This window comes from Sporacetigenium sp. TC11 (assembly GCF_058146105.1).
Map to the genome: position 1 here is coordinate 1 of NZ_JBYVNY010000005.1, position 16559 is coordinate 16559.

The window sequence follows — 16559 nt, forward strand, 5'->3', positions numbered from 1 at the left end:
CCAGAAAGACTATCTGGTTGATAGGTTCAAGGTGTAAGTTCAGTAATGGATTTAGCTTATGAATACTAATAGGTCGAGGACTTGACCATTAATATGCTGTTTAGTTTTGAAATTGCTAGCAATTTCATATAATGTGGTTACAATAGCAAAGAGGATACACCTGTTCCCATTCCGAACACAGAAGTTAAGCTCCTTAGCGCCGATGGTACTTGGTGGGAAGCTGCCTGGGAGAGTAGGACGTAGCCATTTAAAAAAGAAGCGTATATACGCTTCTTTTTTATTTTGCTTAAATTAATAAAAAAATTTAAAAATATATGTATATAAAAATAAAAATGGACAATAATATTATTAGAAAAACAAAATTAAATAATTTACTCAATCTCCCCCATTTAAAAAGACTTCTATCCCCCATAGAAGTCTTTTTACTTTTTTGAAATAATTATATATGTTTTTAAAAAACATAAAATGTGTATATTAAATATGATATAATATTTTTATACAGGAACTTATGTTCGCAAAGAGGTGAGGTTATGGATTTTAAAATAGAGTCAGAATATAGACCAACAGGAGATCAACCTGAGGCAATAGATACAATAGTAAATGCTATAAACAAACAAGAAAAATATATGACATTACTTGGAGTAACTGGATCAGGCAAAACCTTTACTATGGCTAATATAATAGAAAAGGTTAAAAAACCAACATTAATAATAGCACATAATAAAACTTTGGCTGCTCAACTATACAGTGAATTTAAGGAGTTTTTTCCTAATAATTCAGTTGAATATTTTGTAAGTTATTATGACTATTTCCAACCTGAAGCATATGTTGTCCAAACTGATACGTATATAGAAAAGGATGCTTCTATAAACGAAGAAATAGATAAATTAAGACACTCCGCTACAGCTGCAATACTTGAAGGCAGAGATACAATAATAATATCATCTGTATCATGTATATATGGTTTAGGGGATCCAAAGGACTACAAAGAACTTATGTTGTCTTTAAGACCAGGCATGATAAAAGATAGAGATGATATTATAAAACGATTAGTAGACATGCAGTATGAAAGAAATGATGTGAATTTTGTACGTGGTACATTTAGAGTTAGAGGCGATATATTAGAGGTATTTCCAGCGAACACAGATGAGAAAGCAATAAGAATGGAGTTCTTTGGTGATGAAATAGATAGAATAACAGAGATAAACTATGTAACAGGACAAATAGTAGGGACAAGAAATCATGTAGCAATATTTCCCGCGTCTCACTATGTAACTACAAAGGATAGAATAGAATCAGCTATAGAGAATATAGAAGTTGAGTTGCAAGAAAGAATGCAGTACTTTAAAGATGAAGATAAATTATTAGAAGCGCAAAGAATAGATCAAAGAACAAAGTATGATATAGAGATGTTAAAAGAAATAGGATTTTGTCAAGGAATAGAAAATTATTCAAGACATATAACTGGTAGAGAAGAAGGAGAAAAGCCATATACATTGATGGATTTCTTTCCAGATGATTTTCTAATAATAGTAGATGAATCCCATGTTACTATTCCCCAGATAAGAGGTATGTATGCAGGAGATAGATCAAGAAAGGGATCGCTTATAGAAAATGGATTTAGATTGCCTTCTGCATATGATAATAGACCATTAAATTTCGGAGAATTTGAAAGTAATATAAATCAAATACTATTTGTAACTGCAACTCCAGGACCTTACGAAATAGAAAAATCAACTTCTATTGCACAACAAATAATACGACCTACTGGTCTTATAGATCCTGTAGTTGAAGTAAGACCTATATTAAATCAAATAGATGATTTATTAAATGAAATAAATATTAGGACTCAAAAAAATGAAAGGGTCTTAATAACTACTTTAACGAAAAAAATGTCAGAGGATTTAACTGATTATCTAAAGGATGCAGGTGTAAAAGTTAATTATCTACACTCAGATATAAAGACTTTAGAGAGAGTAGAAATAATAAGGGATCTAAGGCTTGGAAAATTTGATGTTTTAGTTGGTATAAACTTGCTTAGAGAAGGACTTGATATACCTGAGGTTTCGTTGGTAGCAATATTAGATGCAGACAAAGAAGGTTTTTTACGTTCAGAAACATCTCTCATACAAACTACAGGTAGAGCTGCTAGAAATGAAAATGGAAAAGTTATAATGTATGCAGATAAAATAACTAATTCTATGAAAAGAGCAATAGATGAAACTAATAGAAGAAGAGAAATACAAATGCGCTACAATGAAGAGCATGGAATAACACCTAAAACTATTAAGAAGACTATAAGAGATGCAATAGAAGCAACTAAAGTTGCCGATGAAGAAACTCAATACGGAATAAAAGATAAAGATAGTATGAATATAGAAGAAATAAAACAATCCATAGTAAATCTAAGTGCAGAAATGATAGAATGTGCTCAGAATCTTCAATTTGAAAGAGCAGCACAGCTTAGAGACAAGATAAGAGAATTAGAAGAAAGGATTGAGGAATAATGGATGAAAAAATAATAATAAGAGGGGCTAAAGAGCATAATTTAAAAAATGTTAGCTTAGAACTTCCTAGAAATAAGTTTATAGTATTTACTGGATTATCTGGTTCAGGAAAGTCATCTCTTGCATTTGACACTATATATGCGGAAGGACAAAGAAGATATGTAGAAAGTTTATCTTCATATGCAAGACAATTTTTAGGCCAGATGGAAAAACCTAATGTTGAATATATAGAAGGATTATCTCCTGCTATATCTATAGATCAAAAAACTACATCAAAAAATCCTAGATCTACTGTTGGAACGGTTACAGAAATATACGATTACTTAAGATTATTATTTGCTAGAGTAGGAGAGGTACATTGCTCTGTATGTGGGAATAAAATAAGTCAAATGATGGTACAAGAAATAGTAGATAAAATAATGGAACTTCCTGATAGAACTAAGCTTCAAATATTATCTCCAATAGTTAGGGGACAAAAAGGAACTCATAAAAAAACTATAGAACATATAAAAAAGGAAGGGTTTGTAAGATTAAGAGTAGATGGAGAAGATTTTGAAGTTACAGATGAAATAGATTTAAATAAAAATCAAAAACATAATATAGAAGTTGTAGTAGATAGAATAATAGTAAAGGAAGGAATAGAAGGAAGATTATCGGATTCAATAGAAACCGCTATTAAGCTATCAGATGGACTTGTAATAGGCAAAATAATAGATGGTGAAGAACTATTATACTCAACTAAGTTCGCTTGTCCTGAACATGGAATAGGAATAGAAGAGTTATCGCCAAGGATGTTCTCGTTTAATAACCCTTTTGGTGCATGTCCTACTTGTAATGGACTTGGAGATAGTAAAGAGGTAGATTCATCACTGATTATACCTAATCCGGAATTATCCATAAGACAAGGGGCAATAGCACCTTGGTCATCGGTAGGTTCGTCAGGTAGTGAAGAAACTTATTATTATAAGATGGTAGAAAATCTTGCCAACAAGTTTGGAGCATCCCTAGATGTACCATTTAAAGATTTACCAAAGGATTTTGTAGATGAACTGCTATATGGAAGAAATAATACAATTTTAGAATTTGTATTTGATTCTAGATATGGAGGACATAGACAATACAAAGCGCCATATGAAGGGGTAATACCTAATTTGGAAAGGCGATATAAAGAAACTAATTCAGAGCAAATGAGGGGCAAAATAGAAGAGTTTATGGCTGAAAACCCGTGTCATGAGTGCAAAGGGGCTAGACTTAAAAAGGAGGTTCTTTCAGTATTAGTTTCTAATAAAAATATAATGGAAATTACTGATTTGTCTATAAGTGATCTTATAGATTTTCTTGATAATATAAATTTAACCGAAAAGCAGAGATTTATTGCAAATGAAATATTAAAAGAAATAAAGTCTAGATCTTCTTTTTTGAGAGATGTGGGGCTAAATTACTTGAATTTATCTAGAAAAGCTGGAACTTTATCTGGTGGAGAAGCTCAGCGTATAAGACTTGCTACACAAATAGGTTCAGCATTAGTAGGAGTTTTATATGTTTTAGATGAGCCAAGCATAGGACTTCATCAAAAGGATAATGAAAGGCTTATAAAATCACTTAGACATTTAACAGAGATTGGGAATACACTAATAGTTGTTGAGCATGACGAAGATACTATGTTTGCATGTGATCAGATAGTGGATATAGGACCAGGACCTGGTATTTATGGGGGGAACATAGTAGCACAAGGAACTGTAGATGAAATAATGGAAAATCCAAATTCTATAACAGGTAAATATTTAAGTGGAGTTAATAAAATAGAAATACCTGAGAAGACTAGAGAAGGAAATGGAAATTATTTAGAAATAATAGGAGCCAATGAAAATAACTTAAAAAATATAGATGTAAAAATACCTTTAGGAGTATTTACATCTATAACTGGAGTATCAGGATCTGGAAAAAGCACATTAATAAATGATATATTATACAAAGGTATATCTACAAAAATAAATAGGTTAAGAGATAAACCAGGAAAGCACAAAGAAATAAATGGAATAGAAAATATAGATAAAATTATTAATATAGATCAATCCCCTATAGGAAGAACTCCCCGTTCAAACCCAGCTACTTACACAGGTGTATTTGATTTAATTAGAGATTTATTTGCATCTACTAATGAATCGAAAGCTAGAGGATATAGTAAAGGAAGATTTAGTTTTAATGTAAAGGGTGGAAGATGTGAAGCTTGTAAAGGTGATGGAATACTTAAAATAGAAATGCACTTCTTACCTGATGTATATGTACCTTGCGAAGTATGTAAAGGAGAGAGATATAATAGAGAAACTCTTCAAGTTAAATACAAAGGAAAAACTATATCAGATGTTTTAAATATGAATGTTGAAGAAGCATTGGAGTTTTTTGAAAATATACCATCTATAAAAAGAAAGTTAGAAACACTTATGGATGTAGGGTTGTCTTATATAACATTAGGTCAACCGTCGACACAGTTATCTGGAGGAGAAGCTCAAAGAATAAAACTTGCAACTGAATTAAGTAAAAGACCTACAGGGAAAACATTATATATATTAGATGAACCTACTACAGGGCTTCATATGGCAGATGTAGATAAGCTTATAGAGGTATTGCAAAGACTTGCTGATTCTGGAAATAGTATAGTAGTTATAGAACACAACTTAGATGTTTTAAAAACTTGTGATCATATAATAGACTTAGGACCAGATGGTGGAGATAAAGGCGGAACTATAGTAGCTACTGGAACACCTAGAGAGGTTTCTAAAGTAGAAAATTCTCATACTGGAAGTTTCTTAAAAAAATATTTCGAATAAAAAAAGGGTACTGAAATCAGTACCCTTTTTACTATATAGTTGATGAACTAGATAATTGTTTTTCATACCCTTCTAATTCTGAATCAGAGCCATATATAAAGTGGCCAGGTCTTATTTCTAACCACTTAGGTTTTTCTGTTTCATAGTTATGTATAGATGGATCGTATTTAATACGTTTTCTATGTCTTTCATGCTCAGGATCAGGAAGTGGTATAGCTGATAGTAATGATTTAGTATATGGATGTAGTGGGTTAGAGTATAATTCCTCAGAAGTAGTTAATTCAACTAACTTACCGTGATGCATAACACCTATACGATCACTTATATACTTAACCATTGATAAATCATGTGCTATAAATAAATATGTTAGACCCTTTTCTCTTTGAAGTTTTCTTAATAAATTAACAACTTGTGCTTGTATAGAAACATCTAGAGCTGATATAGGCTCATCTGCTATTATAAACTCTGGCTCTATAGCTAGTGCTCTTGCTATACCTATACGTTGTCTTTGGCCACCTGAAAATTCATGGGGATATCTACTAGCATGTTGTTCATTAAGGCCAACAGTTTGAAGTAACTCATATACCTTTTGCATTCTATCTTGCTTTGAAGAAGATAAACCGTGAATATCTAAGCCTTCAGCTATTATATCAGCAACGGTCATACGAGGGTTTAAAGAAGCATATGGATCTTGAAAAATCATTTGCATATTTTTATTTAGGAACTTCCTATCTTCTCTAGATAATTTTTTAGATATACATTTACCTCTATAATTAATTTCTCCTTCAGTAGGATCGTATAGACGTATTATAGTTCTTCCAGTAGTTGATTTACCAGAACCTGATTCACCAACTAATCCAAATGTTTCACCAGCATATATATCAAAAGTTACACCATCAACTGCTTTAACAGTAGTTTTTTTATCTACTTCAAAGTATTGTTTTAAGTTTTTAACTTCTAAAACTTTCTCTCTATTCATTATTAGCCACCTTCTTTCTACCAACATTAATAGGTCTTTCCAATTTTGGTGCCATTGGATGTAATAACCAAGTAGCAGCATAATGAGTGTCACTTACTTTAAACATTGGCGGCTCAGCTAGAAAATCTATTTTTAGAGCTTGTAAGTTACGAAGTGAAAATGCATCACCCTGTGGAGGGTGCATTAAATCTGGTGGAGTACCAGGTATATTATATAAGTCATTTTCGCCTATATCTAAGCTAGGCATAGATCCAAGTAAACCCCAAGTATATGGGTGTTTAGGATTATAAAATATATCATCAGAGGTACCTATTTCTATTACTTTACCAGCATACATAACTGCAACTCTATCAGCCATATTTGCAACAACGCCCAAATCATGTGTTATAAATATAACTGAAACTCCAGTTTTAGTCTGAATATCCTTTATAAGTTCTAATATTTGAGCTTGTATAGTAACATCAAGAGCAGTAGTTGGTTCATCAGCTATTAATATCTTAGGGTTACAAGCAAGAGCTATAGCTATAACTATACGTTGGCGCATACCACCTGAGAATTGATGTGGATACTGTTTGAATCTTTGTTCGGGAAATTCAATACCAACAAGGTCTATAAGTTCAATAGCTTTTTTCTTAGCTTCCTCTTTGCTAGTGCCTTGATGTTTTATTATACCTTCCATTATTTGTTTACCTATATTCATAGTTGGATTTAAAGAAGTCATAGGATCTTGGAATATCATTGCTATATCCCTTCCTCTAACTCGTTGCATATCCCCCTCAGGCAATTTGGTAAGGTCTTTTCCATCAAATAGTATTTCTCCATCTTTTATATATCCATTAGAAGCAAGTATTCCCATTATAGTTTTAGATGCAACAGATTTACCAGAACCAGATTCACCTACTATAGCTAATGTTTCACCTTTATATAAATCAAAAGTAACTCCTCTTACAGCTTGAACCTCACCGCCGTGAGTTTTGAAGTTAACACATAAGTTTTTTACTTGTAGTAATTTTTCCAATATTTTCATCCCCCTTCTCACTATTGATTACGCATTTTAGGGTCAACAGCATCTCTTAATCCATCTGCTACTAAGTTAAAACTTAACATTAACAAACACACGATAGATGAAGGTATGAACATCATATAAGGATTAGTTTGTAATGTTTTAAATCCATCGCTTATTAATGAACCAAGTGAAGCATATGGAGGTTGTAAACCTAACCCTATAAAACTTAAGAATGCCTCATAGAATATAGCGGTTGGTAAAGTAAACATCATCATAACTACAACAGGTGCAACAACGTTAGGAACTAAGTGTTTTCTAATAAGTTGAGAATCTGAAGCACCTAGTGTTCTAGAAGCTAATACAAATTCTTGGTTTTTCAACTTTAGAATTTGACCACGAACGACCCTTGACATTCCTATCCAGCCTGTTACAACCATAGCTAGTGATAATGATAGTATACCAGGTTTGAAAACCATTATAAACAATGTAACAACAACTAGACTTGGGATACCAACTAAAACTTCTACGATACGTTGCATTATAATATCTACTTTTCCACCGTAGTATGCTGATATACCACCATAAGTAACCCCAACTAAAACATCACACACTGCTGCTAATACAGCTATGTATAATGAAATTCTAGCACCGGTCCATACACGTGTCCATAAATCACGGCCTAGTTCATCTGTACCAAACCAATAAGCAGTATCAACACCTTTTTCTTTATATACATCAACGCCATCTGAGTTTTTACCATCAAATATACCAAGAGGAGCAAGTAATGTCATTTTAGGCGGCATTTTTGCATGATACAAATTTTGCTGATCGTATTTGTATGGTGAGAACATAGGAGCAAATATTGTGAAAACAACTAACAAACATACTATAGATAAACCGACTATTGCTCCTTTATTCTTAAATAATCTTATTCTAGCGTCTTGCCAAAATGTTAAACTCGGCCTAGTTATTATTTCATGTTGAGCTGCATCTGCAGGATCTAATAAAAATAAATCGTCATTTAGTTCAATTTCTTTATCATCTATAATTATTTTATCAACCGCCATTATGCTTTCCCTCCTGCTAAACGTATTCTTGGATCGATTAATCCGTAAAGTATGTCAACAATTAATATAACACCTATGTAGAAAGCACTATAGAATATAGCAACTCCAGATATAACAAATAAGTCATTAGTTGTTATAGCAGTTACCAATAAGTCCCCTAATCCTGGAACAGCAAAGACTTTTTCAACAACTAGAGAACCTGTAAGTAAACCAACTACTAAAGGACCTAATACAGTAATAACAGGTATCAATGCATTTCTAAGTCCATGTTTTATTATAATACTTCTTCTGTTTAAGCCTTTAGCTCTTGCAGTAATTATATAATCTGAGCCCATAACTTCTATAAGTTCTGTTCTTGTAAAACGAGCAACTGTAGCTAATGTGAAAAGTGATAAAGCTATAGTTGGAAGTACAGTCCATATATATCTAAAGTCAGAACCAAATGGAACGCCCCAAGTAACAGGAAATAAACCGGTGCCTCTAGCCACAAATAATTGCAAAATGGCGGCAAATACGAATGCAGGAACAGATACTCCTATTACTGATAAAACTGTAGCACAATAATCCCAAATTGTATTACGGTTAAGAGCAGCTACTATACCGAGTATAAGACCTAAAAATGTACCTAAACATATTGCTTGAACACCTAGCATTGATGATGGAGCTATACGAGTTGCTATTATGTCTTCAACTTTTTTATTATCCCATTTAAAAGATGTTCCTAAATCTCCACTGAATACCCCTATTAAATACTTACCGTATTGGACTGGAAGAGGAGCATCTAGTCCATATTGCTTTTCAATAAGTTCAATTTGAGTAGGACTTAGCTTTTCATCATTAAATGGAGATCCCGGTAAAAGCCTTACTAGAAAAAAAGTAAACGAGATGACAACTATTAAGGTCAAAAACATGTAAATAAGACGATTTAATATATAGCGAGTCATCGCTACACCCCCTTGAATAATTTTTTGTTTTAAATATTTACATATTTATAAAAATTCTGAATATTAAATTCAGAATAGTCTAAACACTTATATATATGCATGTACACATATAAAAAATACAATTTTATATCTAAATTTTTTAATATGTATAAACATAAAAAGGTATCTAAATTTTTATATAGTATTATTATATATAATTATACTTATTATAAATGTAACACTAGATATACAAATACCTGATGACAATAAAGATTTTGTATTAGAAAACTCAATTTTTTTATTTAAATAATCTTCTAGCTTAATATCGCCTTCTCCTTCTAATAATATTTTGTTTTTGTGTGAATTTTGAAATGATTTATTAAAAGAGTATAGCGTTAAGTTAAAAAAACCCTTTTCACCAACGTATAATAAAATTCCAACTCCTAGATACAGCATACCGATAGTAAATGAAGAATTAATAAATGCAAATTTTTCAAAACCGTTCACTGCATAGTATAAAAAACTAATTATTAAATTGAATAATATAAAACCTAACGATTTTTTCAACATATTCACTCCTTAGTAATCATATATTTATTTTAAGTTTAGAAATATAATATCATATATTCCGAACTTTATAAATATTTGAAATATAAAAAAATGTTAAAATATTGAAAAAATGTAATGCTTTTTCTAATTTAATCTAGTATAATTACTTTAAACAAAATTAAATTTAATTTTTAGGGGGGTAAACACATGGTTTTAAGAAAGAAATTAGCAATGATATTAGCAGCTTCAGCAATAAGTGCTACTGCACTAGTGGGATGTACTAGTACAGGAGGAACTACTGGAGGTGGAGAAGGAGATCCATATGCAGTATTAGCAAACCAAAATGCTAGAAAAGCTATAGCTATGGCTATAGACAAAACACAATTAGTTGATGTTATACTAAATGATGGTTCTGTTCCAGTTAATTATTTCACTCCATCAAAGTTAGCTATTAATGATGAAGGAAAAGACTACAGAGATGTAGCAGGGGACATGGGAATAGCCTACAATGCAGACGAAGCTAAAAAAGCTTGGGAAGCAGCTAAAAAAGAAGTTGGATTTGATACAGTTAAAATAGAATTCCTATCTTATGATACAGAAACAAGTAAGAAAACAAGCGAATACATACAATCTCAATTAGAAACTAATTTACCTGGAATAGATGTTGAAATAAAACAACAACCATTTAAACAAAAACTAGACTTAGAAACTAAAGGTCAATTTAATATGTCATATGCTGGATGGGGTGCTGACTATCCAGACCCATTAACATTCTTAGAGACATTTGTAACAGATGCACAATATGCTGCTAAAGTTGATTATAGTAATGCTGATTTTGATAAATTAGTAAAAGAAGCTAAAGAAGCTGCAACTGTTGATGCAAGTTGGGCTAAGTATGCAGAAGCTGAAAAGATGTTCTTGGATGAGGCATTCTTAATTCCAATATTCCAAAGAGGGGATTCTGTAGTTCAAAGAGATTATGTTCATGATATAGTAGAACACTCTTATGGAGCTGATTTTAGTTATAAGTGGGCTTACTTAGATGGCAAAAAAGAATTAAACATAACTGATACTTCTGATATACCATCAATGGACGTAAGTAAGTCTACAGATGCAGTTTCATTTAACGTTATAAACAACACTATGGAAGGTTTAACTAGAATTCAAAAGGATGGAACATTAGGGCAAGGTATGGCTGAAAAATGGGAAGCTTCTAAAGATGGTAAGACATGGACGTTCCATATAAGAGATGGTGCTAAATGGTCTAATGGAGATACTGTAAGTGCTAAAGACTTTGAATATTCATGGAAGAGAACTCTAGACCCAGCTACAACTTCTGAGTATGCTTATGTAATGTATGATATAGTAGGCGCTAGTGATTATAATACAGGAAAAACTAAAGATGCTAGTGCTGTAGGAGTTAAAGCACTAGATGATAATACATTACAAGTAACTTTAAATAGACCTGTTAACTATTTTGATAAATTAATGGCGTTCCAAGTATTCTATCCTCAAAATGAAAAAGTTGTTAAAGCACAAGGAGACAAATACGGTACTACAATAGATTCAGTAGTATACAATGGGCCATTCACTTTAACAAGTTGGAAGTTAGAAGACAGCAACACTATGACTAAAAATCCAAATTATTGGGATGCAAGTGCTGTTAAGTTAGAAAAAATAAACACTAAGATAGTTAAAGATGTAAATGCTGTAGTAAACTTATATGAATCTAAAGAAATAGATAGAATAAATAGATTATCTTCTGAACACGTAGATAAGTATAAAGATTCTAAAGAGTTCCATACTAAGGGAATGGCATCAACATATTTCTTATTAGTAAAAAATGGAGAAAAGAAATAATTTAAATATAAAAGCTGATGAGGAAACTCATCAGCTTTTTTAGCTTGTTATAGATAAAAACAATGTAGATATAAAATAAATTGTAAATAGCAATCCTAGACAAGCAGAAATATTTTTCAACTTCTCCGAGACGACCGGACTGTCACCATTGGACATGGCAAAAATCACACTCCTTAAAATTATTAATTAATATAATTATACCACATATTCACCTATTATTTTTAAAAGAATATACAAAACATATATAAAGATGGGTATAATTTATTATATAGTTTAATTATAGAGGTGAAAAATGTTTGATATACAAGAACAACTAAAAAAGCTTCCAGATAATCCTGGAGTTTATTTGATGAAAGATAAATATAATAATATTATATATGTTGGTAAGGCTGTATCGTTAAAAAATAGGGTTAGACAGTATTTTCAATCTTCTAAGAACCATTCTTCTAAAGTAAAATCTATGGTAAAAAATATATATAGTTTTGAATATATAATGACAGATTCTGAAATAGAAGCCCTTATATTAGAATGCAACCTTATAAAACAATATAAACCAAAGTACAATGTACTGCTAAGAGATGATAAAACATATCCATATATAAAGGTAAGTGTTAATGAGGAATTTCCAAGAGTACTAAAAGTTAGAAGAATACAAAAGGATAAAGCTAAGTATTTTGGACCGTACACAAATATAACAGCAGTTAATGACACTTTAGAAATAATAAGAAATACATATCCTATAAGAAGTTGTGGTATAGATATAAGTAAAGCTATAGAAAAAAATCAAAGGCCTTGTTTAAACTACCATATAAAGAAGTGTGTTGGACCTTGTACTGGAAATGTATCTAAAGAAGAGTATAATAAAATGATAGATGAAATACTTTTATTTTTATCAGGAAAAGAAGAAAAACTCATGGAGTATTTAAAGGAAAAGATGGCTGAATCATCAAAACAATTTAATTTTGAAGATGCAGCTCAGTATAGAGATAAGATAAAAAGTTTAGAAGATATGATAGAAAAACAAAAAGTTGTATCAACTACTAGTGATTTAGACCAAGATGTTATAGCTATGGCAAGGGCACATGATGAGGCTTGTGTTCAAGTATTTTTTATAAGAGGTGGAAAGATAGTAGGAAGAGAAAATTACATACTAGAAGGTGTAATGGATATTGAAAGATCATCTATATTTGCATCATTTATAAAACAATTTTATTCAGCACAAGATTTTATACCTAAAGAATTATTAATAGAAGATGAAGTAGAGGACCAAATTGTAATAGAGAAATGGTTAGAATCTAAAAAAGGTCAGAAGGTAAGCATAAAAATACCTCAAAAAGGTGATAAAAAAGAATTAATAGAGATGGTTAGAAAAAATGCCATTGAGTATTTAGAGAAGTTTTCTCATATAAACAAAGTAAAATATGAAAAAACTACTGGGGTACTTAATGAACTGAAAGATTTATTGAATCTTAATGAGGCTCCAAAAAGAATAGAGGCTTATGATATATCCAATATACAAGGGGTTGATTCAATTGGGTCTATGGTTATATTTACTAATGGAAAGAAAGATAAAAAAGAATATAGGCGATTTAAGATAAAAACGGTTATAGGACCTAATGATTATGCATCTATGGCAGAAATAGTTGAAAGAAGACTAAAGTATGGAAATCTACCGGATATTATTTTATTAGACGGTGGGATTGGGCAAGTTGGTGCCGTAGAAAAAGTACTTAGTAGTTATAGTGTCGATATACCTCTATGGGGAATGTATAAAGACGACAAACATCGAACCAAAGGACTTATTTCCCGGGAAAAAGAGATAGAACTCGATAAAAGTTCTAATATATATAAATTTGTCGCAAGTGTTCAAGAAGAAGTTCATAATTTTGCTATAACTTATCATAGAAGTTTAAGGACAAAACATATAACTAAATCAGCATTAGATGATATACAAGGTATAGGTGAAAAAAGAAAAAAAGCATTGCTAAGTTATTTTAAAAGTATAGAAAACATAAAGAAAGCAGATATAGAGGAATTAAAAAATGTAGAAGGAATGAATAAGGCATCAGCAGAAAGTGTATACAATTTCTTTAGAAAGGAAATATAAGTATGTTAGAACATGGAAAAAGAGTATCTATTAAAGATATTGTAAGAGATTTGAAATTAGATGTTATATATATGCCAGAAGATAAAGAATATTATGTATATTCTCAGGATATAAATAGGCCAGGCCTTCAATATGCAGGGTATTTTGAGTATTTTGCTTATGATAGAATTCAGATAGTTGGTAAAAGTGAATACACTTATTTTCAGTATATAGATGATAAAACTAGAGAAGAAAGATTAGATAAGGTATTTTCCTATGAAATACCTGCGGTGATAGTTACACGAGGGTTAGAAGCCAATGAAGATGCTATAAAAATGGCAAAAAAACATAAAAGAGTTATATTATCTACAAAAAGTAATACAACAAGATTTATAAATAGATTATCAAACTATCTTGATGCATTTTTGGCACCAGCCATAACTGTTCATGGTGTTTTAGTAGATATATATGGAATAGGTGTTTTAATTAAAGGTGAAAGTAGTATAGGTAAATCAGAGACTGCACTGGAACTTGTGCAAAGAGGTCATAGATTGGTAGCTGATGATGCTGTAGAAATAAAAAAAATTGATGATACTGTAGTAGTTGGACAAGCACCTGAACTTATAAGACACTTTATGGAAATAAGGGGCATAGGTATAATTGATATAAGAAGTTTGTATGGTGTTGGAGCAATAAAAAATACTAAGAAAATAGATATGATAGTATATCTTGAAAGCTGGGATGAAGGTAATTATTACGATAGATTAGGATTAGATAAAGAATATGAAGAAATAATGGGTATACCTATTGAAAAGTTAGTTGTACCAGTTAAGCCAGGAAGAAATACAGCTATGATACTAGAAGTTGCATCTATGAACTTTAGGCAACGTGGGATGGGATATGATGCTGCTTTAGAATTTACAGAAAAGCTTGCAAAACGTATAGAAAGTCAAAAGAAATAAGGTACTCTCAAATGAGAGTACCTTATTTTTATATTTTAACTTTTTCTCTTTTAAAGTAATGAGTATGAAGAAGTTCGTGTGACTTTTCTCCATATGGTTCTCCTAAGAATTCTTCGTATATCTTCTTAATATCTGGATTCTCATGTGATTTACGTATTTCTTTGCCAGCATCTATTTTATATAATGCAGCAGCACGTTCTTTTACTATATCATAATTCCCGTTATGATAAGGTTGACCTCCACCAGCTATACATCCGCCAGGACAAGCCATTATCTCTATTACATGATATTTAGATTTCCCGTTTTGAACATCTTCAAGAATTTTTCTAGCATTTCCTAAGCTACTAGCAACAGCTACATTTACATCCATGCCGTTGATATTTATACTAGCTTCTTTTATACCATCTATACCTCTTAAATCTTCAAAGTCAACTTTTTCTAGAGTTTCTCCAGTTAACCATTCGTAAGCTGTACGAAGAGCAGCTTCTAAAACTCCTCCAGTAGCCCCAAATATAGTACCAGCACCAGTAGATTGACCTAGTGGATGATCAAAATCGTCTTCTTCTAGATTCGATAAATCAATACCGGCTTCTTTTAACATTTTAGCAAGCTCTCTTGTAGTTAAAACAACATCAACATCACTTACACCCTCATTAGAAAGTTCAGGTCTAGCAGCTTCATATTTTTTAGCAACACATGGCATTATAGATACCACTGTCATATCTTTTGGCTCTAATCCCATTTTAGGAGCTAAATAAGCTTTGGCTACAGCACCAAACATTTCTTGTGGCGACTTACAAGTAGAAGGTATATCTAATAAATCTGGGAATTGATGTTCAAAGAACTTAACCCATGCAGGACAACAACTTGTAAGTATAGGTAAAGATTCATTTTCCTTTATTCTGTGAATAAGTTCTGAAGCTTCTTCCATAATAGTTAAATCTGCAGCAAAGTTAGTATCAAATACCATATTAAATCCAAGTTTTCTTAAAGCTGTTACCATTTTACCAGTAGCTATAGAACCAGGCTCCATGCCAAATTCTTCACCAAGAGCAACTCTAACGGCTGGTGCAACTTGAACTACAACTGTCTTATTTTTGTTATCTAAAAGATCCCAAACTTTAGATATATTATTAACTTCTGTTAATGCACCAGTAGGGCATACAGCTATACATTGTCCACAGAATGTACAGTATGTTTCATGCATAGGAAGATTGAAGAATGTACCTACAACAGTATTAAATCCACGGTCAACACCAGATAGAGCTCCTACTGTTTGAACATCATTACACATAGTTTCACATCTTCTACATAATATACATTTATCCATATCTTTTATTATTGATTTACTTGATTTATCTAATCCAAAGTTAGTTCTTTCACCTTTGTATCTTATTTGTCTTATACCTAAATCAGCAGATATACTTTGAAGTTCACATCCACCATTTTTATCACATACTAGGCAATCTTGAGGATGGTTAGATAATAATAATTCAACTACAGTTCTACGAGCTTTTATAGCTTTTAAAGAATCTGTTTTTACGTCCATACCTTCTGATACATAAGTAGCACAAGCAGGAACTAAACCTCTTTTAGTTTCAACCATACATACACGGCATGAAGCACATTGATTTACCATTTTTATATCACATAAATCAAAATGACATAGTGTAGGTACTTTTATATTTAAAGATTTAGCTATATCAAGTATAGTTTGACCTTTTTCTCCTTGAACTTGTTGCCCATTTATTGTTAGATTAACTAAACTCATTGTCATGACCTCCTGATT

11 protein-coding genes and 2 rRNA genes are annotated in these 16559 nt (G+C 31.5%); 7 read left to right on the plus strand and 6 right to left on the minus strand.

Annotated features, from left to right (window positions below; all coding sequences use genetic code 11):
* The 4 genes from ACUSRV_RS08940 to uvrA all read left to right on the plus strand — a co-directional run.
* A 23S ribosomal RNA gene (locus ACUSRV_RS08940) occupies positions 1–89 on the plus strand; the annotation flags it as partial.
* Between the two features lie 43 nt (positions 90–132).
* Positions 133–249, plus strand: a 5S ribosomal RNA gene (gene rrf, locus ACUSRV_RS08945).
* A gap of 281 nt (positions 250–530) precedes the next feature.
* Positions 531–2507, plus strand: coding sequence for an excinuclease ABC subunit UvrB (gene uvrB, locus ACUSRV_RS08950; protein ID WP_490141602.1), 1977 nt, complete (start codon positions 531–533; stop codon positions 2505–2507).
* Positions 2507–5338 (plus strand): excinuclease ABC subunit UvrA, encoded by a 2832-nt coding sequence (uvrA, locus tag ACUSRV_RS08955; RefSeq protein WP_490141603.1) that lies wholly within the window; start codon positions 2507–2509, stop codon positions 5336–5338. The genes uvrB and uvrA overlap by 1 nt, the downstream gene beginning before the upstream one ends.
* Positions 5339–5369: 31 nt before the next feature.
* On the opposite strand, the gene ACUSRV_RS08960 is transcribed toward uvrA, so the two are convergent.
* The 5 genes from ACUSRV_RS08960 to ACUSRV_RS08980 all read right to left on the minus strand — a co-directional run bounded on the left by ACUSRV_RS08960 (position 5370) and on the right by ACUSRV_RS08980 (position 9883).
* Positions 5370–6317 carry an ABC transporter ATP-binding protein gene (locus ACUSRV_RS08960; RefSeq protein ID WP_490141604.1) on the minus strand — a complete coding sequence of 316 codons (948 nt, stop codon included), beginning with the start codon at positions 6315–6317 and terminating at the stop codon, positions 5370–5372.
* Positions 6310–7335: an ABC transporter ATP-binding protein gene (locus tag ACUSRV_RS08965; RefSeq protein ID WP_490141605.1), complete on the minus strand. Its 1026-nt coding sequence runs from the start codon at positions 7333–7335 to the stop codon at positions 6310–6312. The genes ACUSRV_RS08960 and ACUSRV_RS08965 overlap by 8 nt, the downstream gene beginning before the upstream one ends.
* A gap of 20 nt (positions 7336–7355) precedes the next feature.
* The gene (opp3C, locus tag ACUSRV_RS08970; protein WP_490141606.1) at positions 7356–8390 is read right to left on the minus strand and encodes an oligopeptide ABC transporter permease; all 1035 of its coding nucleotides are present in this window, start codon (positions 8388–8390) and stop codon (positions 7356–7358) included.
* Complete coding sequence (locus ACUSRV_RS08975) at positions 8390–9334, minus strand: ABC transporter permease (RefSeq protein ID WP_490141607.1); 945 nt, start codon at positions 9332–9334, stop codon at positions 8390–8392. The genes opp3C and ACUSRV_RS08975 overlap by 1 nt, the downstream gene beginning before the upstream one ends.
* Positions 9335–9508: 174 nt before the next feature.
* Positions 9509–9883: a DUF3899 domain-containing protein gene (locus tag ACUSRV_RS08980; RefSeq protein ID WP_490141608.1), complete on the minus strand. Its 375-nt coding sequence runs from the start codon at positions 9881–9883 to the stop codon at positions 9509–9511.
* A 186-nt stretch (positions 9884–10069) separates the two neighbouring features.
* Here ACUSRV_RS08980 and ACUSRV_RS08985 point away from each other — a divergent pair, with 186 nt between their 5' ends.
* The 3 genes from ACUSRV_RS08985 (at position 10070) to hprK (ending at position 14770) form a co-directional block, all read left to right on the plus strand.
* Positions 10070–11722 carry an ABC transporter substrate-binding protein gene (locus tag ACUSRV_RS08985; protein ID WP_490141609.1) on the plus strand — a complete coding sequence of 551 codons (1653 nt, stop codon included), beginning with the start codon at positions 10070–10072 and terminating at the stop codon, positions 11720–11722.
* Positions 11723–12014: 292 nt separating this feature from the next.
* A complete protein-coding gene (gene uvrC / locus ACUSRV_RS08990; RefSeq protein ID WP_490141610.1) occupies positions 12015–13829 on the plus strand; it encodes an excinuclease ABC subunit UvrC in 1815 nt (604 codons plus the stop codon).
* Between the two features lie 2 nt (positions 13830–13831).
* Positions 13832–14770, plus strand: a complete 939-nt coding sequence (gene hprK / locus ACUSRV_RS08995; protein WP_490141611.1) for an HPr(Ser) kinase/phosphatase — start codon at positions 13832–13834, stop codon at positions 14768–14770.
* 28 nt (positions 14771–14798) lie between these two features.
* Here hprK and ACUSRV_RS09000 read toward each other — a convergent pair whose 3' ends face one another.
* The gene (locus ACUSRV_RS09000; RefSeq protein WP_490141612.1) at positions 14799–16541 is read right to left on the minus strand and encodes an NADH-dependent [FeFe] hydrogenase, group A6; all 1743 of its coding nucleotides are present in this window, start codon (positions 16539–16541) and stop codon (positions 14799–14801) included.
* Between the last annotated feature and the right edge of the window lie 18 nt (positions 16542–16559).